Raw genomic sequence first — 21,169 nt, 5'->3', positions numbered from 1 at the left:
TTATTTCGCCTGCTCGAGCTTGGCCGCCTTGGCGCGGTCATACCACCACAAGGTCCGCTCACCGACGCCGCTTGCATAGTCGGAGATCGCGTAACGCGGCAGGTTCGCGGGATGGCTGAACTGGTCCCAATAAGCCAGCCGGTGGCTGGTATTGTACCATTGCGGCACCCAGTAGCGGCCGGCGCGGAAGACACGATCGATCGCGCGGCACGCGATCGTCAGCTCATTGCGTGTTTCCGCCGCCATGGCCTTCTCGACCAGCGCGTCGAGCGCAGGACTGCCGGCGCCGGCATAGTTGTAAGACCCCTTGGTCGCCGCAGCTTGCGAGGTGAAGTACGTCCGCAAGCTATCGCCGGGCGTCGCCGACATCGTGAGGCGCTGTATTGCAAAGTCGAAATCGAAGGACTCGAGCCGCGCACGATATTGCACGGCGTCGATGAGACGCAGATTGGCCTCGATACCAAGCACGCCGAGATTCTTGAGGAACGAGGCATGGTGCGGCTGGAACGAGGCCTCGTCTGTCAGGAATTCGACGGCGAAGACTTCGCCATTCGGCAGCAGCCGTTTGCCATCCTTGACCGGAAACTGTGCCTCCTGGAGCAATTGCTGGGCCCTGCGCAAGAGCGCACGATCCTGGCCGGAGCCGTCCGACACCGGCGGCACGAACGGCTCACCGAACACGTCGTCGGGCACCTGGCCGCGGAAGGGCTCGAGCAGCTTCAACTCCTCGGGCGACGGCAGGCCCTCCGCGACGAGGTCCGAATTCTGGAACGGCGAGCGCGTGCGCGCATAGGCGCCGTACATGATGGTCTTGTTGGTCCATTCGAAGTCGAACGCGCAGTTCAGCGCTTCGCGCACCTTCGGGTTCTTAAACTTGTCCCGCCGCGTGTTGATGAACCAGCCCTGGCCGCCCGACGGAGTCTGATCCGGCACCTGCTCGCGCTTGACGCGGTCGTCCCTGATCGCCGGGAAGTCGTAACGCGTGGCCCAGATGCGCGAGGTGAACTCCTCGCGATACAAATAATTCTTGCCGGTAAAGCCTTCAAAGGCGACGTCGCGGTCGCGATAGAATTCGTAGCGGATCACGTCGAAATTGTTGCTGCCGCGGCAGACCGGCAGGTCCGCGCCCCACCAGTCCTTGACACGTTCGAACTCGATGAATCGATTGATCTCGAACTTGCCCACCTTGTAGGGACCGGAGCCCAGCGGCGTCTCGGTCGTGGTTTCTTCGAACGACCGGTTGGCGTAGTAGGCCTTCGAGAAGATCGGCAAACCCGCGACATAGAGCGGCACGTCACGTGCCCGCTTCTCGGCGAAGGTCACGACCACGGTGGCGTCGTCCAGTGCTTCGGCGCCCTTGACGTCGCGCATCTGGATCTGGATCAGCGGATGCCCCTTCTCCTTCAGCACATTGATCGAGAACGCGACGTCATGCGCGGTCAGTTTCGAGCCATCGTGAAACCGTGCCTCGGGCCGCATCGTGAACCGATAGGCGAGCTTGTCAGCCGAGAGCTGCACTGATTTCGCGGCGAAGCCATACATCGCGTCGGGCTCGTCGCCGGCATGCGCCATCAGCGTGACGAAGGTCAGATCCATGCCCTGCGCGCCCTCGCCCTTCAGAATGAAGGCATTGAGCGAATTGAAGGTCTGGAACGACTGGTTGTAGCCTTTCGTTGATGGAATGAGCGAGAACGTGCCGCCCTTCGGCGCATCGAGATTGACATAGTCGAAATGGTGGAAGTCGGCGGAATATTTGAGATCGCCGAACGCCGAGATGCCGTGCGCCTCGATCCCCGCCTCCGATGCGCGTGCGCCGGGCAACATCAGCGCGCCGAGGGACGCACTGAGAGTGCCGCCGACACCCAAGACCAGCACATGGCGGCGTGACATCTGCGTCATGCGGGGGATGTCCTTCACGACTTCTTTGCGATCCGTGCCGCCTTGTCTGCGTCGTACCACCAGATGAACGGGAAGCCGGACTGACCGTATTTGGGCAATTCCGCCGGCCGGCCGAAGCGATCCCAGCGCGCGGTGCGGATCTTCGAATAGGTCCATTGCGGAACGACGTAGTTATTCCACAGCAGCACGCGGTCGAGCGCTTTGGTTGCCGCGACGAGATCGTCGCGGCCCGTGGCGTAGATCAGCCGCTCGATCAGCTTGTCGACCGCCGGATTCTTGATGCCGGCAATATTGCGCGAACCAGCGATGTCGGCCGTCTTGGACGACCAGAACTCGCGCTGCTCGTTGCCCGGCGACTGCGACTCGCCCCATGAGTTGGTGACGACGTCGAAATCCCAGTCCCGCGTCCTGTTCTCGTATTGAGTCGGGTCGACCGTGCGCACGCTGACCGCGATGCCGAGCCGTTCCAGAGACGGCTTGTAGAACAGCGTGACCCGCTCGAAGCTCGGATCCTGGTTCAGCAGCTCCAGGGTGAACTGCGCACCGGTCTTGACGTCGACCAGCTTGCGGTCGCGCACCTCGTAACCGGCCTCCTTGAACAGGCGCAGCGCCTCGCGAAGATTGTCGCGCACGGCTTCCGGACTGCCGCCGACCGGATTGGTGTAGGCCGTCGTGAACACTTCCGGCGGGACCTCGGCGCGGACGGTCTCGAGGATCTCGAGCTCTTTCCCTTGCGGCAACCCGGTCGCCATGAGCTCGTCGATGCCATCGAAATAGCTGCTGACGCGCTTGTATTGACCGTAGAAGATCTGCTTGTTCATCTCCTCGAAGTCGAACGCATAGTTGAGCGCACGACGCACGCGCGGATCTTTGAATTTGGCGCGGCGCAGGTTCGGCACGAAAGCCTGCATCACACCCGAGCTGCGATTGGCGAACTCCTCGAGGATCACCCGCTTTTCGGTCACGGCCGGGAAGTCGTAGGCTGTCGCCCAGTTCTTCGCACTGTTCTCGGTGCGCCAGTCCACCTGATCGGCCTTGAAAGCCTCGATCGCCACGGTGGCATCGCGGAAATACTCGTAGCGCATCTCGTCGAAATTGTTGCGGCCCACATTGGTGGCGAAATCGCGCCCCCAATAATCCTTGACGCGCTCCAGCGCGATCGACCGTCCCGCCACGAATTCCTTGACCATGTAGGGGCCGGAACCGAGCGGTATTTCGAGCGTGGTCGCGGAGACATCGCGCTTGCGGCCCTGCGCGTCGGTCCCCTCCCACCAATGCTTCGGCAAAACCGTGAGCTGCCCGACGATCTGCGGCAGCTCGCGGTTGCCCGGTGCGTCGAACACGAACTTCACCTCGCGCTCACCGACCTTCTCGGCCTTCACCACATGGCTGTAATAGGCCGAGTACATCGGGTGATGCTTCTTGAAGGCATCCAGCGAGAAGATCACGTCGTCCGCAGTGACCGGCTTGCCGTCATGCCATTTGGCCTGCGGCCGCAAACGATAGGTGACGAAGGAAAAGTCGGCCGGGTGGCTGACGGCCTCGGCCAGCGCGCCGTATTCGGTCGAGACTTCGTCGAGCGACGGCGTCGTGAGGGATTCGTAGATGAACGCGACGGCACCGGCGACCTGCCCCTTCACTCCCGCCACTACGATATTGAAATTATCGAAAGTGCCGACGGCGATCTGGCGCGCGACACCGCCTTTGGGCGCTTCCGGATTGACGTAATCGAAGCGCTTGAAGTCGGCGGGATATTTGACCTGTCCGAACAGCGACAGCGCGTGGCGCCAGGGCGCCTCACTGGCGGATTGCGCCGCGGCCGTGCCGATGACGGGAAGGCCCCCTACGGAACCGAGGGCGGGGAGCGCTACGGCAGCAGTGCCGGTGAGCAGGAGATCGCGTCGGGTAATGGCCAAATCAACATTCCTGATCTTGAAGGAGGTTACCCCTTTAAGTGCTCAATATAGGCGAGGTTTCGACGGAATATGTTGCTTTTTCCTCATGTTGGAAGCCCCGGCGGCCTGTCGGATGCGGCCAAACGCCCCGATAAACTCACCGCGAGGCCCGGATAAGCAAACGGCCAGGCTTTTCAGCCTGGCCGCACATTCAAGATTGGCTTTTGACGGCCTTACTTCGACGCCGTCGGGATCGGCTGAGGATGCTCTGACAGCGAATTCAGATAGGCGATGACGTCGGCGCGCTCGGAGTCCTTCGGGATGCCGGCAAAGCCCATCGCGGTGCCCGGGATGAAGCCCTTCGGGTTTGCAATGAACTTGTTGAGGTCGTCGAACGACCAGGTGCCGCCCTTGGCCTTCATGGCGGCCGAGAAGTTGAAGCCGTTGCGGCCCTCGCCCCTGGCTTCGCCGACGACGCCATAGAGGTTCGGACCGACGCGATTCGGGCCGCCCTTCTCGAAGGTGTGGCAGGCGCCGCACTTCTTGGCAGCCGAAGCGCCCTTTTCGACGGAAGCGGTCTGGAGCAGCTTTTCGATCGGCTCGGAGGGCGCAGCAGCGGCGCCACCTTCCTTGCCGTGGCCAGCATCTTCCTTCACGGCGATCTCGAAACCAGGCTTCGCCAGCGGCTTCGGTGTGAACAGCGCCTGGGCGGCAAAGCTCGTCACAAGCAGAATGAGACAGGTGCCAAGCACGGCACCGAGGATCTTGTTCAGTTCGAAAGAGTCCATTTCCGGCCAGGCCCCACACCACAGTAAGGAAATAGCGGCCGAGCGGCCGCCAGGACGAGCCTCGGGAGAATCAAACGTTCCTTGTTGTTTCCCCGAGTTTTGCCATTGAGATATCGGTTTGCCCGGGGTCTGGCAACCCGTATAAGCGACCCGGCTTTCAGCCCGTCCCCACCCCATTTCTCGACGCGGAAAACCTCTCGTTTCCAGGCCCTTGACCCGATGATCGATCCCCGCATCCTGGTGCTGATCCCGGCCCGCATGGCCGCCACCCGCCTGCCCGGCAAGCCGCTCGCAGACATCGCGGGCCTGCCGATGATCGTGCATGTGATGCGGCGGGCAGAGGCCGCCGGCATCGGCCGGGTCGCGGTCGCAACCGATACGGACGAGATCGCCTCCGTGGTCACCGCCCATGGCGGCGAAGCCGTGATGACCCGCCCGGAGCACCCCTCTGGCTCGGACCGCATCCACGAGGCGATGCAGAAGCTCGATCCCTCAGGCAAGGCCGAGATCGTGGTCAATCTCCAGGGCGATTTCCCGACCATCACGATCGACAACATCCGCGAGGTGCTGCCGCCGCTGCAAGATCCGGCCGTGGACATCGCGACGCTGGCCTCGCAGATCCATACCGAGGAGGAGGACCTCGCGCCGAGCGTCGTAAAGGCGATCGGAACCTCGCTGGGCGGGAAACGCATGCGCGCACTTTATTTCACTCGCGCGACCGCGCCGACCGGCGACGGACCGCGCTACCACCATATCGGCCTCTACGCCTATCGCCGCGCCGCGTTGGAGCGCTACGTCTCGCTGCCGCCATCCCCGCTGGAATTGCAGGAGAAGCTCGAGCAGCTCCGGGCGCTGGAAGCCGGGATGCGGATCGACTTCACCATCGTCGACACCGTGCCCCGCGGGGTCGACACGCCGGCGGACCTGGAGACCGCCCGCAGCATCCTTTCCAAATCCTGAGCCGCTGTTACAAGGCCGATCATGAGCAAGCTGAAAATCGCATTCCAGGGCGAGCCTGGGGCCAACTCCCACATCGCCATCGTCGAGGCCTATCCCGACGCCGAGCCGATGCCCTGCGCCACCTTCGAGGACGCGCTGTCGGCGATCTCGTCGGGCGAGGCCGACCTCGGCATGATCCCGATCGAGAATTCGGTCGCAGGCCGCGTCGCCGACATCCATCATCTGCTGCCGGCCTCCGGCCTCTTCATCATCGGCGAATGGTTTCTGCCGGTCCGCCATCAGCTGATGGCGGTGAAGGGGACGAAGCTTGAGGACATCAAGAGCGTCGAGAGCCACGTGCATGCGCTCGGCCAGTGCCGGCGCATCATCCGCAAACTCGGAATCAAGCCGATCGTGCACGCCGACACCGCCGGCAGCGCCCGCGATATCTCCGAGCGCAACGACAAGGCCGTCGCCGCGATCGCCTCGCGGCTTGCGGCAAAGATCTACGGCCTCGACATCCTGGCCGAGGACATCGAGGACGAGGCGCACAACACCACGCGCTTCGTGGTGCTGGCGCGCGAGCCGAAATGGGCGGCGCAGGGCTCGGGGCCGCTGGTCACGACTTTTGTATTTCGCGTGCGCAACTTGCCCGCCGCGCTCTACAAGGCGCTCGGTGGCTTCGCCACCAACGGCGTCAACATGACCAAGCTCGAAAGCTACATGGTCGACGGCAATTTCTTCGCCACGCAGTTTTATGCCGACGTCGACGGCCACCCTGAAGACAAGGGCCTGGCGTTCGCGATCGAGGAGCTGAAATTCTTCTCGCGCGAATTCCGCATCGTCGGCGTGTATCCGGGGCACCCCTTCCGCGCGACGTTCAGCGAAACGCAACAGGATTGATTGAGTGTCCCGGACGCGCGGAGCGCGAGCCGGGACCCTGGGGCCACGATACCCGGAGCGCGATGGGCCCCGGCTCTGCAGCGCACCGCTTCGCGCTGCGCCGCGTCCGGGACACGAGAGCTTTACGCGGCCGCTCTCAGCCCGAACGCCTCCGCCAGCAGCGAATACGACTTCTTCCGTGCGTCGTGGTCGTACACGGCCGTAATCACCATCAACTCGTCCGGTTTGCTCGCATCGATCAACGGCTGCAGCTTCTTCTGCACCGTCGCCGGATTGCCGACGAAGAGGCGTGAACGGTTGCGCGAGATCGAAATGCGCTCGGCGTCCGTATAGGGATAGGCCAGCGCCTCCTCGACACTCGGCAGCGGCAGATATTGCCCGCGGTCGCGGCGCAGGCGGTTGAGATCGAACGAGGTGGCGAGCTTTTCGGCCTCCTCATCCGTGTCGGCCGCGATGACGGCGACCGCGAGGATCGCGCGCGGGCTCGCGCTCCAGGCCGAGGGCTGGAAACGGTTGCGGTAATGCACCATCGCATCGATCGCGTCATGGGATGCGAAATGATGGGCGAAGGCGAAGCCCATGCCGACCTGCGCGGCGAGCTCCGAGGAATAATCGCTGGAGCCGAGCAGCCAGATCGGCGGCAGCTTGGTGTCGTCGGGCATCGCGACCACGTTGTTGTAGGGGTGCCCTGCGGGAAATTCGCGGGTCTCCCACAGAATCAGTTCGTGCAGCCGCTCCAGGAAGTCGTCGCCCTCGCGGCGGTCGAGACGGCTGCGCAGGGCGTAGGCCGTGGCGCCATCGGTACCGGGGGCGCGGCCGAGACCGAGATCGATGCGGCCGGGAAACAGCGCCTCCAGCATCTTGAAGCGCTCGGCCACCACGAGCGGGGCGTGGTTGGGCAGCATCACCCCGCCAGAGCCGACGCGGATGTGCTTCGTCACCGCTGCGATCTGCCCGATCATCACGTCGGGCGCCGGGCTCGCCACCGAGGCGAGGTTGTGATGCTCGGCGAGCCAGTAGCGGACATAGCCAAGCCCATCGACATGGCGCGCCAGATCGATGCTGTTGCGCAGCGCCGCGGCGGGTTTTGTACTTGTGGTGACGACGGAGAGGTCGAGGACTGAGAGCGGGATCATGGCGCGCTAAGGTAGTGAAGGCCGGCGCGGCGGCAATGGGCAGACTGCGCAGGTCTGGCGTGTGCGGGCCGCGAACCCGCACGGCAGCGCCAGTTGAGGCGATGGGACAAGATTTGTCGCGGCAACACCATCTTCACACTGCCCACACCCCATATTTGCTCCTGCCCGTCGCCAGAACTGTTGCAATTTGTTGATTTATATAACATTTTATTACACCTACGCACTTCCCACTCACACCCTCTTCCGTTCAATATTTCCACCGGTACCGGTGAAAGTGGGCCACTTCCCATCCCCGATGGGCTGTCGAGTGCGACCGCTTTGGCTTATCTTGCCCACATCCAATCGAGACCTGACTGCCGGCCGCCAAAAACCGGACGAGCCCTTGGAGTGAGTGGTGCCATGACTGATCTGACGACACCTGCCCGAGCCGAAGGGCAAGACGGGCACCTCCAAAACGGGCACCTCTCCTCGAAGCGGCCTGCAATCTCCTTCGAGTTCTTTCCGCCCAAGACGGAAGAGATGGAGCGCAATCTCTGGGAGACCATCAACCGGCTCGCCCCGCTCGACCCGAAATTCGTCTCCGTGACCTACGGGGCCGGCGGCTCGACCCGCGAGCGCACCCATTCGACCATCACCCGCATCCTCAGGGAAACCGCGCTGCTGCCGGCCGCACATTTGACCTGCGTCGGCGCCTCGCGCGGGGAGATCGACGAGATCGTCGACCGCTATCACGAGGTCGGCGTCCGCCACATCGTCGGCCTGCGCGGCGATCCCGCCGGCGGCATCGGCGCGCCCTATTCCAGCCATCCCGACGGCTACCAGAGTTCCGCCGACCTCGTTGCGGGCATCAAGAAGCGGCACGGCGACATCGAAGTCTCCGTGTCCGCCTATCCCGAGAAGCACCCTGAAGCGCGCGACTTCGACGCCGACATCGACACCCTGAAGGCCAAGGTCGATGCGGGTGCGACGCGCGCGATCACGCAGGTGTTCTTCGATAACGACCTCTACTTCCGCTATCTCGACCGCGTCCGTGCCCGAGGCATCGACATCCCGATCGTGCCCGGCATCATGCCCATGCACAATTTCAAGCAGGCCCGCAATTTCGTCACCCGCGCCGGCACCTCCGTGCCGGATTGGCTGGCGGAGAAATTCGACGGCCTCGACGACGACGCCGAGACCCGCAAGCTGGTGGCCGCGACGGTTGCCGCCGGCCAGGTGCAGAAGCTGGCGAAGCGCGGCGTCGACACCTTTCATTTCTACACCATGAACCGCGCCGATCTCGTGTTCGCGATCAGCCATTTGCTCGGCATCCGCGCCAAGAGCGCGCAGAAGGCGGCTTAAGATAAAATGACCACTCCCGTTTCTCCCAAGCGAACTGCCCTGCTCAATGCCGCGCGCGAGCGCATCCTCGTGCTCGACGGCGCCATGGGCACGATGATCCAGAACCTCCAGTTCGACGAGGCCGCCTTCCGCGGCGAGCGCTTCAAGAATTTTCATCGCGACCTGCGCGGCAACAACGATCTGTTGATCTTGACCCAGCCGCAGGCGATCGAGGACATCCACGCCGCCTATTTGCGTGCCGGCGCCGACATCGTCGCGACCAACACCTTCTCGACGACCTCGATCGCGCAGGCGGATTACGATCTCACCGACATCGTCTACGAGATGGCGCGCGAAGGCGCCCGCCTCGCCGGCAACGCCGCAAGGCGCGTCGAGGCCGAGGACGGCAAGCCCCGCTTCGTTGCGGGTGCCATCGGCCCGACCAACCGCACCGCCTCGATCTCGCCCGACGTTTCCAACCCCGGCTACCGGGCCGTCACGTTCGACGATTTGCGCAAATCCTATGGCGAGCAGATCAACGGCATGCTCGACGGCGGTGTCGATCTGCTGCTGGTCGAGACCATCTTCGACACGCTGAACGCCAAGGCGGCGCTGTATGCGATCGCCGAAATCACCGAAGAGCGCGGCATCGACGTGCCCGTGATGGTGTCGGGCACCATCACCGACAAATCCGGCCGCCTGCTGTCGGGCCAGATGCCGGAGGCATTCTGGAATTCGGTGCGACACGCAAAGCCCGTCACCATCGGCTTCAACTGCGCGCTCGGCGCGGAAGATCTGCGCGCCCACATCGCCGACATCGGCCGCGTCGCCGACACGCTGGTGTGCGCCTATCCGAACGCCGGCCTGCCCAACGAATTCGGCCAGTACGACGAGACCCCGGAGTACATGGCGCGCCTGGTCGGCGAATTCGCGCGCGACGGCCTCATCAACATCGTCGGCGGCTGCTGCGGCACCACGCCGGACCATATCGCGGCGATTGCGGCGGCCGTCGCCCCGCACAAGCCGCGCATCGTGCCGGAAATCGAACCGCGGCTGCGCCTCTCCGGTCTCGAGCCATTCATCCTGACGGACGCCATCCCGTTCGTGAACGTCGGCGAGCGCACCAACGTCACCGGCTCCGCTCGCTTCCGCAAGCTGATCACCGCCGGCGACTACACCGCCGCGCTGCAGGTCGCCCGCGACCAGGTCGAGAACGGCGCGCAGATCATCGACGTCAACATGGACGAAGGGCTTCTGGATTCGGAAGCCGCGATGGTGACCTTCCTCAACCTCGTCGCCGCCGAGCCCGACATCGCCCGGGTCCCCGTGATGGTCGATTCCTCGAAATTCTCGGTGATCGAAGCCGGCCTGAAATGCGTGCAGGGCAAGCCGGTCGTCAACTCGATCTCGATGAAGGAAGGCGAGGAGAAGTTCATTCACGAGGCGAAGATCGCCCGGCGCCACGGCGCAGCCGTGGTGGTGATGGCGTTCGACGAAGTCGGCCAGGCCGATACGTTCGCGCGCAAGACCGAGATCTGCAAGCGCGCCTACGACATCCTGGTGGACCGCGTCGGCTTCCCGCCTGAGGACATCATCTTCGATCCGAACATCTTTGCGATCGCGACCGGCATCGAGGAGCACAACAATTACGGCGTCGACTTCATCGAGGCGACGCGCTGGATCCGCCAGAACCTGCCGCACGCGCATATTTCCGGCGGCGTCTCCAATCTGTCGTTCTCGTTCCGCGGCAACGAGCCGGTGCGCGAGGCGATGCACTCGGTGTTCCTGTATCACGCCATCAAGGCGGGCATGGACATGGGCATCGTCAATGCCGGGCAGATGATCGTGTATGACGACATCGATGCCGAGCTGCGCCAGGTATGCGAGGACGTCATCCTCAATCGCGACCCCGGTGCGTCCGAGCGCCTGCTGGCGCTCGCGGAGAAATTCCGCGGCAACAAGACCCAGACCAAAGAAGCCGACCTCGCCTGGCGCGAATGGCCGGTGGCGAAGCGGCTGTCGCATTCGCTGGTGCATGGGATCACCGAGTTCATCGAAGTGGACACTGAGGAGGCCCGCAAGGCATCCAAGCGTCCGCTCGACGTGATCGAGGGCCCCTTGATGGCCGGCATGAACGTGGTCGGCGACCTCTTCGGCGACGGCAAGATGTTCCTGCCGCAGGTGGTGAAGTCCGCGCGCGTGATGAAGCAGGCGGTGGCGTGGCTGATGCCGTTCATGGAGGAAGAGAAGGCGCGCAACCTCGCCAACGGCATCGGCACCGAAGGCTCCTCGTCCGCCGGCAAGATCGTGCTCGCGACCGTCAAGGGCGACGTCCACGACATCGGCAAGAACATCGTCGGCATCGTGCTCCAGTGCAACAATTTCGAGGTCATCGACCTCGGCGTGATGGTGCCGGCCGCAAAAATCGTCGAGACCGTGAAGGCGGAGAAGGCCGACATCGTCGGGCTATCAGGCCTGATCACGCCCTCACTCGACGAGATGGCGTTCTTCGCCGGCGAATTGCAGCGCGAAGGTTTGAAGCTGCCGCTGCTGATCGGCGGCGCCACCACGAGCCGTGTGCACACGGCCGTCAAGATCGACCCGAGCTATCGCGCCGGTCCCGTCGTGCATGTGAATGACGCCAGCCGCGCCGTCGGCGTTGCCTCCTCGCTGCTCTCGCCGGAGAAGCGCGAGGCTTACGCCGCCGAGGTGCGTGCCGAATACGCAAAAATCTCGGACGCGCATCTGCGCGCGCAGGCGGACAAGAAGCGCCTGAAGCTCGCGGCCGCGCGCGCCAACCGCGTGCCGGTCGACTTTGCCAAGAACAAGCCGGTGAAGCCGACCTTCTTGGGCATCCGCAGCTTTGACGAATACGATCTCGCCGAGCTCGTGCCCTATATCGACTGGACGCCGTTCTTCCAGACCTGGGAGCTTGCCGGCCGCTTCCCCGCCATCCTTGACGATTCCAAGGTCGGCGAAGTCGCACGCTCGCTCTACGACGACGCGCGCAAGATGCTCGATCTGATCGTCAAGGAAAAGTGGTTCAGGGCGCGCGCCACCGTCGGCTTCTGGCCGGCGAATGCGCAAGGCGACGACATCGTGCTCTATGCCGACGAAAGCCGGACCAAGCAGATCGCGACGCTGCACACGCTGCGCCAGCAGCTCGAGAAGCGCGAGGGCCGGTTCAACGCCGCGCTCGCCGACTTCGTCGCGCCCGCCGGCGTCCCCGATTATGTCGGCGGCTTCGTCGTCACAGCCGGCATCGGCGAGGACGTGGTCGCCGACCGCTTCAAGATGGCCAATGACGACTACTCCTCGATCCTGTGCAAGGCGCTGGCCGACCGCCTCGCCGAGGCCTTTGCGGAACGCATGCACGCCCGCGCGCGCCGCGAGTTCTGGGCCTACGCGCCGGACGAAGCACTCTCCTGCGACGATCTGATCCTCGAAAAGTACCAGGGCATCCGTCCAGCGCCGGGCTATCCCGCGCAACCCGATCACACCGAGAAGGCGACGCTGTTCGAGCTGCTCGACGCGGAAGCGACTGCCGGCGTGAAGCTGACCGAGAGCTTTGCGATGTGGCCGGGCTCTTCCGTGTCCGGGCTCTATTTCGCGAACCCCGAGAGCTATTATTTCGGCGTCGGCAAGATCGAGCGTGACCAGGTCGAGGACTATGCCGCACGCAAGGGAATGACGGTGGCGGAAACCGAGCGCTGGCTCGCGCCGGTCTTGAACTACATCCCGTCGCAGCAGACCGACAAGGCCTTCGTGGCAACGCCCGCGAACGATGAGACGTCGAAGGACCTCGCCTCGCATCCGCCCGGCTGCACCTGCGCGGTGCATCTCGTTTGGCAGAAGAAGCGCGCGGGGGCGGGGTAGGCCCGCCTTCGCTTCCCAAGACGAAAAAAGTGAAAAACAACCCCATGCACAGTAGAGGTGGGGTTGAAAGGGTTGAGGAATTTCGGTCTTACCGAAACGACTTGCTCCGTCGGGCAAAACACCGGTAATATTCCATCATCGCCTGCCATGCCGATGGTTGCCACACGTGCGGTCCCCATCCTCCCCTGGAGGGCGAGAATCGGTTCGCATGCAGCGAAGCGGAATGCGGACCGAGGTGGCGTGACGGTCTCTCCGCGTTGAACACTACCCGTGTTGAGAGGTCTCCCCACCCCGCTCGCGCTTCGCGCGAACGACCCTCCCCCTCCAGGGGAGGGTAGAGACCTCGCTCCTTCGGCGGCGCCGGCGGCTGCACGATCTCCCTGGACGGCGCCTGCGCCTCGCAACAACCGGCAGTGCGCGACGCAAAGAGCGGCCTGCTCCTTTCTGACACACCACCAGGACGAGCCGCGGTCCGGAATTCGGCTCACCGGCAATTTCGCGCAGGAACCGGGCGGTGTGAACTCGTTCACTTGTCCGCTCAACCTTGATTCGATACTCTGTCGGTCTACTACCTTCAAACCGATGGTTTGCTTGGGATCGAGCATATGAACCAGTTCATTGCACTGTTCGTCGCCGCGATCGCCCTTGTCGTGCTGCCTACGATTGCCGCGGCTGACTGTCCGAAAGGCTACGTGCCATGCGGCGAACGAAACCAGTTGTGCTGCCCGCGAAAGTAGCAAGTCGCAAATGGCTTTGGCTTGGTAGCCTCGTCTTTGTCGCGATCGGCCTGGTGATGGTTGCAGCCTGGGTCGGGTTCCCGCGAAAGAAACAGACGATCACGGCCATCCTCTCCGAGACCGGATATTTCGAGGTGGTCCCGCCGAGCACGTTCGGCGGTCCCGGCACCATCAACACGATCGAATATCTGAGCAATGGCCGGCTGGAGCTGCATCCGACCTGCGATATCGACCCCGCGCTGCTGGCCGACAAGATCCGGAAATCACCGACCGTGGATCGGGACCTGAAGCAGTCGCTCGAGAAGAATCTCGACGTGTCCGCGCAGGTCAGGGACAAGCTGTCGGCGGTCGCCGGAATGCAGCAGGTTGATTCAATTCACCTCAAGCTCGAGAACGCCAACATTCTCCTGATTTCCGACGAGTCGCTGATATCGACCCGCAATGCATTGCTGAAGGCCGAATGCGAGGACGCGATCGCCCTGAACCTTTCGAGCGGCGGAGTCGTCTGCCAGACGCGGTCCGTACTGGAGGCCGACGTCGTCTACGAGATCAAATATCACAACACGATTTCGATGGAGGAGCGGGCCAAGCTGACATCCGAGATCGCAGCGAAGCTCGAGCTGGACGCCCACCAGGGATCGGACGACAAGGTGTCCGGCTCTCAATTGTTCTTTGGCATAAGACTGTCGCCAAATCCGATCGTCCTGAAGTCCGCGGCGGGTGAGATCAAGCCCTGCAACAGGCGATAGGACGCCGCGCTTTCACCCCTTCGGCGGGGTCAGCGGCTGCACGATCTCCTTGAACGGTGCCAGCGCCTCGCAGCGTTCGGCATGTGCCGACAGCGCCGGATAGCGCGATGGCTCGAACAGAAGCGGATGCGCTTCACGGGTGAAGCGCACGACGCAGGCAACCGCAATGTCGGCGTGGCCGATCCGGCCGGCCAGCCAATACGGCGTCGTCACCCCGGCGCGTTCGGCCTCCAGCACGCCGAGCACGTCGGCGATCTGCGCCTGGCAGCGCTCGACCCACAACGCAAGCTGCTCCTTCCGCAGCACGCGCTCATAGAGCAGGCTCACCGCCTTGTCGCCGAGACCGGTGGCGAGTGCGCAGATGCGCAAATGCTTTCGTCGCTCGGCGCCGCCGCGCGGCAGCATCGCCTTCTCCGGCCCGACGAGCTCATCGAGATAATCGAGAATGATCGTGCTCTCGATCAGCGCCTCGCCGTCGTCGAGCACCAGGGTCGGCACGCGGCGCAGCGGATTATACGGCGCGATCTTGTCGGCGTCGCCGAAGGTGGACCATGGCCGGTGCTCAAAGGCGAGGCCGTAGAGCCGCAGCGCGATCGCGACACGGCGGACGAAGGGAGAATCGTATTGGCCAATCAGGAACATGGTTCTCGCTCACTAGTCAGTGCCGGGGCTCGAAGCCGGCCATTCACCTTCTTCACAAGGCTATTATCGAACGACACAGCCAGCGAGCGGTGCCCAACGGCAACAGCTACACATTTTCGTCTCGGCACCGCCTCAACTCCAGCTTGCCGAACAAATTGTCGCATGGTTCATTCCGCGGACCCAGAGGGAAGCCAAATGAATCGGCGGGCATTGAGAGCGGCAGCGGTCGGCCTGGCTCTTACGGCGATCGTGCCCGACGTCACGTCAGCAGCCGATCTGCCGATGAAGGCGCCGCCCAAACCTGCCGACTTCAATCCGTTCTGGGCCGAGGCCGACTACCTTGCCTGGAGCGTGACGGGCGACAAGCTGCCGGCGCTGGTGACCACGAGCCCGGTCGGCACGCCGCTGGGAGTTGTCGGCGTGCTCGGCCAGCCCACGACGACCGTGCTGTTCGGCAATTCCAGTGTGAACAACGACTGGCGTTCGGGCGGGCGCATCACCGCCGGCTACTGGTTCGATCCGCAGCGCAGCCGCGGCATTGAAGCCTCGTTCTTCGGGCTGGAGAATCTCTCGACCGGATTTGCGACCGACACCAATGCCAATCCGATCCTGGCACGGCCATTCACCAATGCGCTGACGGGATTTCCCGACGCGCTGATCGCGGGATTTCCGGGGCTGGCCACCGGCAGCGCCAGCGCGAGCGAAACCTCGCGCCTGCTCGGCGCCGGCGCGCTCTATCGCTGGGATCTCGGCGCGTGGAGCGGACAGCGCGTCAGCGCGCTGGTTGGCTATCGCTATCTGCGGTCGACCGACACGCTGACGATCTCCAATACCGCGACCATTCTTGCCTTCGGCACCTTCAGCCCCACCGACAATTTCAAGGCGTCGAGCAATTTCCACGGCCTCGATCTCGGCCTTACCGGCGACTGGCGCAATGGCCCGTGGTCGCTGGAGTGGCGCGGCAAGGTGGCGCTCGGCGCCAATCTCAACAGTGCCGACATTTCGGGCTCGACCGCCTCGACCGTGGCCGGCGTCACCACGACGGCCCCCGGCGGCTTCCTCGCGCTGTCGAGCAATATAGGCCATTACGACCAAACCCGCTTCGCCGTGGTGCCGGAGCTGTCGTTGAAGGCGGGATATCAGGTTGCGCCCGGCTGGCGGCTGATCGCCGGCTACGACGTGATGTACTGGACCGGCGTACAGCGCGCCGGCGGGCTGATCGACACCACCGTCAATCCGAACCTCGCGCCACCGCCGGCCGGCGGCGGGCCGAACCGGCCCGCGCCGGTGCTCAACACGACGAACCTGCTTGCGCAGGGGTTCAGCTTTGGCGTGCGGTATAATTATTGAGGGCGCGTAGCCCGGCATTACTCAATGATCGGCACATGCCTCGCCGCCGTCGGCGATGCCGTTCCATCGAGGCGCGGATCATCGGCCACCTCGATCTGGCGACGGAACGCACGAAATCCCGAGCGCTGATAGAACGTAACGGCGGACGGATGATCAAAGGTGCAGGTGTGCACCCAGACGCGGCGTAGCTCGCGCGACCAGGCAGTCTCCAGCGCACGGTTCATCAGGAAGCGAGCGGCGCCCGTCCCGATCAATCCGGCGGTGACGCCGAAATAGACCAGCTCGCACTGACCGGCCTCGCGAAAATCCAGCTCCAGCAGGCCTTCGTCGCGGCCGTCCACGACCAGGGCATAGACCTCGACGCCCGGCGCGTGGACGATCGCGGCAAGCTCCCTGTCATTCAGGCGCGCACGCGAGAACCACAGCCACTCCTCGCCGACACGGCGATGGAGGTCGCGATACCAATGAAGCGCGGGCGCGTCGACCTTGCGCAAGGACCAGCGGCCTGGAGGATCGTCGCGGCGCGCGGGAGGCGCGGTCATCTCCAGATGGGTGACGACCGCGGCGATCTTGCCAGCGGGGATGTCGGAATAGCCGTCGGGGATGATCATGGGGCCTCTCGGAAAGACATGGCGAACAGCTCGCTTGCGGCCCCATCCTTCGAGACGCCCGCCTATGGCGGGCCCTCAGGATGAGGCCGCGTTTCGCGGCGAGATATCAGACCCTCATGGTGAGGAGCCCGCCTAAGCGGGCGTCTCGAACCATGCAGGCCGCGCTCTTCCGCACTCTCCAGCCAACAAGTCGCTCATCGCGGCGTCAAGATGATCGCTTCCGCGGTCGCGGCTTCGACGGCCGGGCGGCTGTAGAGCAGCGGGACATATTGGCCCGTCGCCCAGAGCGGCGCGAGGTCGCGGTAATGGGCGCTGAAGGGATCGCCGGATTGGCCGGGCGTGTTGATGGTGCGGCTCGCATCCCAATTACCGACGTCGAGCACCATGCGGAACGATGCGCCGGCGAACAGCTGGTAATCGGCGCGGCGGTAGGTGGCCGCGCGCGGCACATTGGCGGCGCCGCCATAGGCGAGCGGGCCGACCGAGAGCTGTGCGGCGGTCGCCTTGTCGGCGAGCGGCATCAGCGCATGGTCGAATTTCGCGACATGCAGCCGGCCCCAGCGCCAGGTCGAGGCATCAGCCCCGAGCTTGCCCGTGACGTCGGCCACTGCGGCGCCGAGGCTGTCGCGCAGGATCTGGTCGCGCGCGGCAGCGGGATCGGAGCCGAACGACGCATCGGGAGATTCCAGATAGGCGACCAGCGCCGAAATGCTCGACGCCTCCGGCGCGATCAGATCGGCGGCCTTGGGAGCCGTGGTTTTCAGCAGCACCGGCCCAAGATGATTGGCGATCCAGACCTCGAACACGGCCGCCGCCGCGCTGTCGGCGGCATCGCGCGCGTCCCATGGCTTGAGCAGCTCGAGACCCTTCTTCACATTGGGATCGTCGGAGGTGAGCGGCTGCAACAGCTTGACGAGGCGTCGCCCCAGCATCGCGGTGTCGTCGTTCTGCAAATCCATGGCGTCGGCGAGCGTCACCTTGCTGTTGGCCGCGAGCACCTCGGTGATGCGTTGCCAGCGCGCGCTGTCGGACCATTCGAATCCGACCTTGCGTTCGGCTATCGGGTAATCGGCCGGCAGGTTCATCTGGTTGGCGGTGGCGAGAAAGCCCTGCTTGGGCTGATAGGCTTTCGGCAATTCGTCGAGCGAGAGAAAGCCCTGCCACTCATAGCGGCCGTCGCCGGGCACCGGCATCAGGCCGTCGAAGTTGGCGCGCCGCGGCGTCTTGCCGGCGGCGACCCAGCCGATATTGCCGCGGGTGTCGGCATAGACCTGGTTCTCCGACGGCGCGCCCCAGCGCCGCATGGCGGCGAGGAAGCCGTTCCAGTCCTTCGCGGTCATGTAGTCGGACGAGCCGAAATAGGCTGACGTGCCGGGCTCGAACCAGATCGAGCGCACGGCGAAGGCGCGCTTGTTCGCATCGTCGACGAAGATGACGGGACCGTGCCGGGTGAACTTCAGCTCGAGGTCGCGATCGGCCTCGCCTTTGACCTGCTCGGTCTCGTGGACGACGCGCATGTCTTCCCAGCCATTGCCATAGCGGTACTGGTTGGGGTTTTGCGGATTGAGCTCGTAGACGTAGAGGTCTTCCTGGTCGACGTTGAAGATGGTGAGGCCGAAGGCGATGGTGCCGTTGTGGCCGATCGAGATGCCGGGCAGCGCCGGCTCGCCGGCGCCGATCACCGAGAGGCCGGGCGCATTGAGGCCGACGATGTAGCGCAGCGAGGGCACGCTGTGCTCGCGATGCGGATCGTTGGCGAGGATCGGGCGGCCCGTCGCCGTGCGCGAGGCCGCGATCACCCAATTGTTGGAGCCGATGGTGTCGCGCTGCTGGTCGGCCTCGGTGAGGTATTTGTCGGGATCATGCGCGAGTGCGGCCTGCTTGTCCTTCGGTGCGGCAAAGGCCACCGGGCGCGTCGCGAGATCGTAGGCCGCGAGCACGGCCTTCGGCACGCTGCAGGGGTCGAGACCATCGGGGACTTTCGTGGTCCATGCCGGCTCGAGCTTGACGCGGAAACGATCGGCATCGAGGCCGGCCGCGCAGGCGACCAGCGAGCGTTTGACCTCGGAGGCGACATTGCGCGTCAGGCCGTGGCTGCGGATGCGGACGACGTCGTCCGCCGTCCACGGATCAGGCATCGTGCCGGCGATCCTGAACTCGATCGGCAGCGGACGCTTGCCCGCGCGCACATCGGCGACATAGGCATTGACGCCTGCGACGAACGCGTCCGCATAGGTCTTCGCCTTGGGGCCGTAGGCCACCCACTCTGCATTCATGTCGCCGCGATAGAGGAACAGCCGCAGCGCCTTGTCCTGCTCGGCATAGGCCGAGCCGAAATCCTTTGCGAGCAGGCCGAGCCCGCGCTTGCGCCAGAGATCGATCTGCCAGAGCCGGTCGCGCGCGGCGTTGAAACCCTGCAGGAAGAACAGGTCGTGCTCGTTGCCGGCATAGATGTGCGGGATGCCCCAGACGTCGACCAGGATCTGGGCGGGGGCGTCGAGGCCTGCGACGTCGGTCTTGAGCTGCCGCGCGCTTCCGAGCGGGTTCGCCTTCTCGCGCGCGATGGCTGTCGAGGTCAGCAGCGCGGCGCAGATGGCCGCGCCGCAGAGTTTTTGGATGACCCGGTTGAGATCCGTGTTCATTGTCGTCTCCCGTTGTTGTTATTTTAGCCCGTAGCCCGGATGGAGCGAAGCGTAATCCGGGAATCTTACTCGCGGAGAAAACCCCGGATTGCGCTTCGCTCCATCCGGGCTACGACATCCGCCTATCCCTCTCCTTCGTCGCTCGCGAGCACGCCCTTCACCGCGCGCGCCCAGCCCGCGAGCTTCCGCTCCCGCGTCGCCTGGCTCATGTTCGGCTTGAAGCGATGCTCGAGGCGCCAATTGTCGGCGAACTTCGTCGGCTCGGGATAGACGCCGGCCTGGAGGCCGGCGAGATAGGCCGCGCCCAACGCGGTCGTTTCCTGGATCACGGGGCGATCGACTGGTGCGTCCAAGAGATCGGCGAGGCGCTGCATGGTCCAGTCGGAGGCGGTCATGCCGCCGTCGACGCGCAGCACGACGCTCGCGACTTCCGAGCTCGGCCAGTCCGCGCGCATCGCGGCCCAGAGGTCGAAGGTCTGGTAACACACGCTCTCCAGCGCGGCGTGCGCGAGCTCGGCCGGGCCGGTGTTGCGGGTGAGGCCGAACAGCGCGCCGCGCACGCGCGGATTCCAGTAGGGCGCCCCCATGCCGACGAAGGCCGGGACCAGATAGACGCTCTGCATGGAATCGGACTGATCAGCGAGCGGGCCGGTCTCGGCGGCGTGCTTGATGATGCCGAGGCCGTCGCGCAGCCACTGCACCGCCGAGCCTGCGACGAAGATCGAGCCTTCGAGCGCGTAGGTGCGCTTGCCGTCGAGCTGATAGGCGACGGTTGTGAGCAGCTTGTTCTTGGAGACGACCGGCGTGGTGCCGGTGTTGAGCAGGGCAAAACAGCCGGTGCCGTAGGTCGACTTCATCATGCCCGGGCGGAAGCAGGCTTGGCCGATGGTCGCGGCCTGCTGGTCACCCGCGATGCCTGAGATCGCGATCGCGCCGCCGAACAGGTCCGGCGTGCTCTCGCCGAAGCGGGCGGAGGAATCCTTCACCTCGGGCAGCATCGAGCGCGGCACGCCGATGATCTCCAAGAGCTCGTCGTCCCACTGGCCGGTGTGGATGTTGAACAGCAGCGTGCGCGAGGCGTTGGTGGCGTCGGTGGCGTGCACCTTGCCGCCGGTGAGGCGCCAGAGCAGATAGCAGTCGACGGTGCCGAACATCAGCTCGCCGCGCGCGGCACGCGCCCGTGCGCCGGGGACGTGGTCCAGGATCCAGGCGACCTTGGTGCCAGAGAAATAGGGATCGATGATCAGGCCGGTCTTTTGCGAGATCACGGGCTCGCGGCCTTCTGCTTTCAATTTTGCGCAGATGTCGGCGGTGCGGCGGTCCTGCCAGACGATGGCGCGGTGCACGGCCTGGCCGGTGGCGCGGTCCCACACCACGGTGGTCTCGCGCTGATTGGTGATGCCGATCGCGGCGATGCCCTTGGGCCCGATGCCGGCCTGCTCGATCGCGTCGCGGCAGACCATCACGGTCGAGGTCCAGATGTCCTCCGGCTCGTGCTCGACCCAGCCCGAGGCCGGAAAATGCTGCGGAAACTCCTGCTGCGCGCGGGCGGCAATCGAGATGTCACTGCGAAAAACGATGGCGCGCGACGAGGTGGTGCCCTGGTCGATGGCGAGGACGAAAGACATGGAAGCTACCTTGGCGTTTCCCTGAGAGGGGGTCATTGTGTCGCGCCAAAGGGA

Annotated in this window: 14 protein-coding genes; 6 read left to right on the top strand and 8 right to left on the bottom strand. The window is 64.6% G+C overall.

Annotation, left to right across the window (positions count from 1 at the left end):
• The 3 genes from AB7G19_RS05865 to AB7G19_RS05855 all read right to left on the bottom strand — a co-directional run bounded on the left by AB7G19_RS05865 (position 1) and on the right by AB7G19_RS05855 (position 4,582).
• Positions 1 to 1,899, bottom strand: coding sequence for an extracellular solute-binding protein (locus AB7G19_RS05865; protein WP_441267742.1), 1,899 nt, complete (start codon positions 1,897 to 1,899; stop codon positions 1 to 3).
• A 14-nt stretch (positions 1,900 to 1,913) separates the two neighbouring features.
• On the bottom strand, positions 1,914 to 3,815 hold the full coding sequence (locus tag AB7G19_RS05860; RefSeq protein ID WP_085401893.1) for an extracellular solute-binding protein: 1,902 nt from the start codon (positions 3,813 to 3,815) through the stop codon (positions 1,914 to 1,916).
• Positions 3,816 to 4,027: 212 nt separating this feature from the next.
• Positions 4,028 to 4,582, bottom strand: coding sequence for a c-type cytochrome (locus AB7G19_RS05855; protein ID WP_071916710.1), 555 nt, complete (start codon positions 4,580 to 4,582; stop codon positions 4,028 to 4,030).
• Positions 4,583 to 4,801: 219 nt separating this feature from the next.
• On the opposite strand from AB7G19_RS05855, the gene AB7G19_RS05850 reads away from it, so the two are divergent.
• Both AB7G19_RS05850 and AB7G19_RS05845 read left to right on the top strand, forming a co-directional pair.
• Positions 4,802 to 5,542, top strand: coding sequence for a 3-deoxy-manno-octulosonate cytidylyltransferase (locus AB7G19_RS05850; RefSeq protein WP_014498245.1), 741 nt, complete (start codon positions 4,802 to 4,804; stop codon positions 5,540 to 5,542).
• A gap of 21 nt (positions 5,543 to 5,563) precedes the next feature.
• Positions 5,564 to 6,424, top strand: coding sequence for a prephenate dehydratase (locus AB7G19_RS05845; RefSeq protein ID WP_014498246.1), 861 nt, complete (start codon positions 5,564 to 5,566; stop codon positions 6,422 to 6,424).
• Between the two features lie 122 nt (positions 6,425 to 6,546).
• Here the strand turns inward: AB7G19_RS05845 and AB7G19_RS05840 are convergent, their stop codons facing one another.
• Positions 6,547 to 7,560: an LLM class flavin-dependent oxidoreductase gene (locus AB7G19_RS05840; RefSeq protein ID WP_085401894.1), complete on the bottom strand. Its 1,014-nt coding sequence runs from the start codon at positions 7,558 to 7,560 to the stop codon at positions 6,547 to 6,549.
• A gap of 399 nt (positions 7,561 to 7,959) precedes the next feature.
• Here AB7G19_RS05840 and metF point away from each other — a divergent pair, with 399 nt between their 5' ends.
• The 3 genes from metF (at position 7,960) to AB7G19_RS05825 (ending at position 14,242) form a co-directional block, all read left to right on the top strand.
• Positions 7,960 to 8,901 carry a methylenetetrahydrofolate reductase [NAD(P)H] gene (gene metF, locus AB7G19_RS05835; RefSeq protein WP_085401895.1) on the top strand — a complete coding sequence of 314 codons (942 nt, stop codon included), beginning with the start codon at positions 7,960 to 7,962 and terminating at the stop codon, positions 8,899 to 8,901.
• Positions 8,902 to 8,907: 6 nt separating this feature from the next.
• Positions 8,908 to 12,756 carry a methionine synthase gene (gene metH, locus AB7G19_RS05830; RefSeq protein ID WP_354115631.1) on the top strand — a complete coding sequence of 1,283 codons (3,849 nt, stop codon included), beginning with the start codon at positions 8,908 to 8,910 and terminating at the stop codon, positions 12,754 to 12,756.
• 697 nt (positions 12,757 to 13,453) lie between these two features.
• Complete coding sequence (locus AB7G19_RS05825) at positions 13,454 to 14,242, top strand: hypothetical protein (protein ID WP_071916715.1); 789 nt, start codon at positions 13,454 to 13,456, stop codon at positions 14,240 to 14,242.
• Positions 14,243 to 14,254: 12 nt separating this feature from the next.
• On the opposite strand, the gene AB7G19_RS05820 is transcribed toward AB7G19_RS05825, so the two are convergent.
• Positions 14,255 to 14,884 carry a glutathione S-transferase family protein gene (locus tag AB7G19_RS05820; protein WP_085403570.1) on the bottom strand — a complete coding sequence of 210 codons (630 nt, stop codon included), beginning with the start codon at positions 14,882 to 14,884 and terminating at the stop codon, positions 14,255 to 14,257.
• A 195-nt stretch (positions 14,885 to 15,079) separates the two neighbouring features.
• On the opposite strand from AB7G19_RS05820, the gene AB7G19_RS05815 reads away from it, so the two are divergent.
• The gene (locus AB7G19_RS05815; RefSeq protein WP_161495885.1) at positions 15,080 to 16,234 is read left to right on the top strand and encodes a BBP7 family outer membrane beta-barrel protein; all 1,155 of its coding nucleotides are present in this window, start codon (positions 15,080 to 15,082) and stop codon (positions 16,232 to 16,234) included.
• 17 nt (positions 16,235 to 16,251) lie between these two features.
• Here the strand turns inward: AB7G19_RS05815 and AB7G19_RS05810 are convergent, their stop codons facing one another.
• The 3 genes from AB7G19_RS05810 to glpK all read right to left on the bottom strand — a co-directional run bounded on the left by AB7G19_RS05810 (position 16,252) and on the right by glpK (position 21,115).
• Positions 16,252 to 16,845 carry a GNAT family N-acetyltransferase gene (locus tag AB7G19_RS05810; RefSeq protein WP_085403568.1) on the bottom strand — a complete coding sequence of 198 codons (594 nt, stop codon included), beginning with the start codon at positions 16,843 to 16,845 and terminating at the stop codon, positions 16,252 to 16,254.
• 194 nt (positions 16,846 to 17,039) lie between these two features.
• Entirely contained in the window at positions 17,040 to 19,487 is a 2,448-nt protein-coding gene (locus AB7G19_RS05805) for a penicillin acylase family protein (protein WP_135214683.1), read from the bottom strand.
• A gap of 122 nt (positions 19,488 to 19,609) precedes the next feature.
• A complete protein-coding gene (gene glpK, locus AB7G19_RS05800; RefSeq protein ID WP_085403566.1) occupies positions 19,610 to 21,115 on the bottom strand; it encodes a glycerol kinase GlpK in 1,506 nt (501 codons plus the stop codon).
• Positions 21,116 to 21,169 lie beyond the last annotated feature (54 nt).

Source organism: Bradyrhizobium sp. 215_C5_N1_1, assembly GCF_052075935.1.
Lineage (GTDB): Bacteria > Pseudomonadota > Alphaproteobacteria > Rhizobiales > Xanthobacteraceae > Bradyrhizobium > Bradyrhizobium barranii.
The sequence above is the reverse complement of the archived record's forward strand: the minus strand, read 5'-3'. Positions and strand labels throughout refer to the sequence as shown.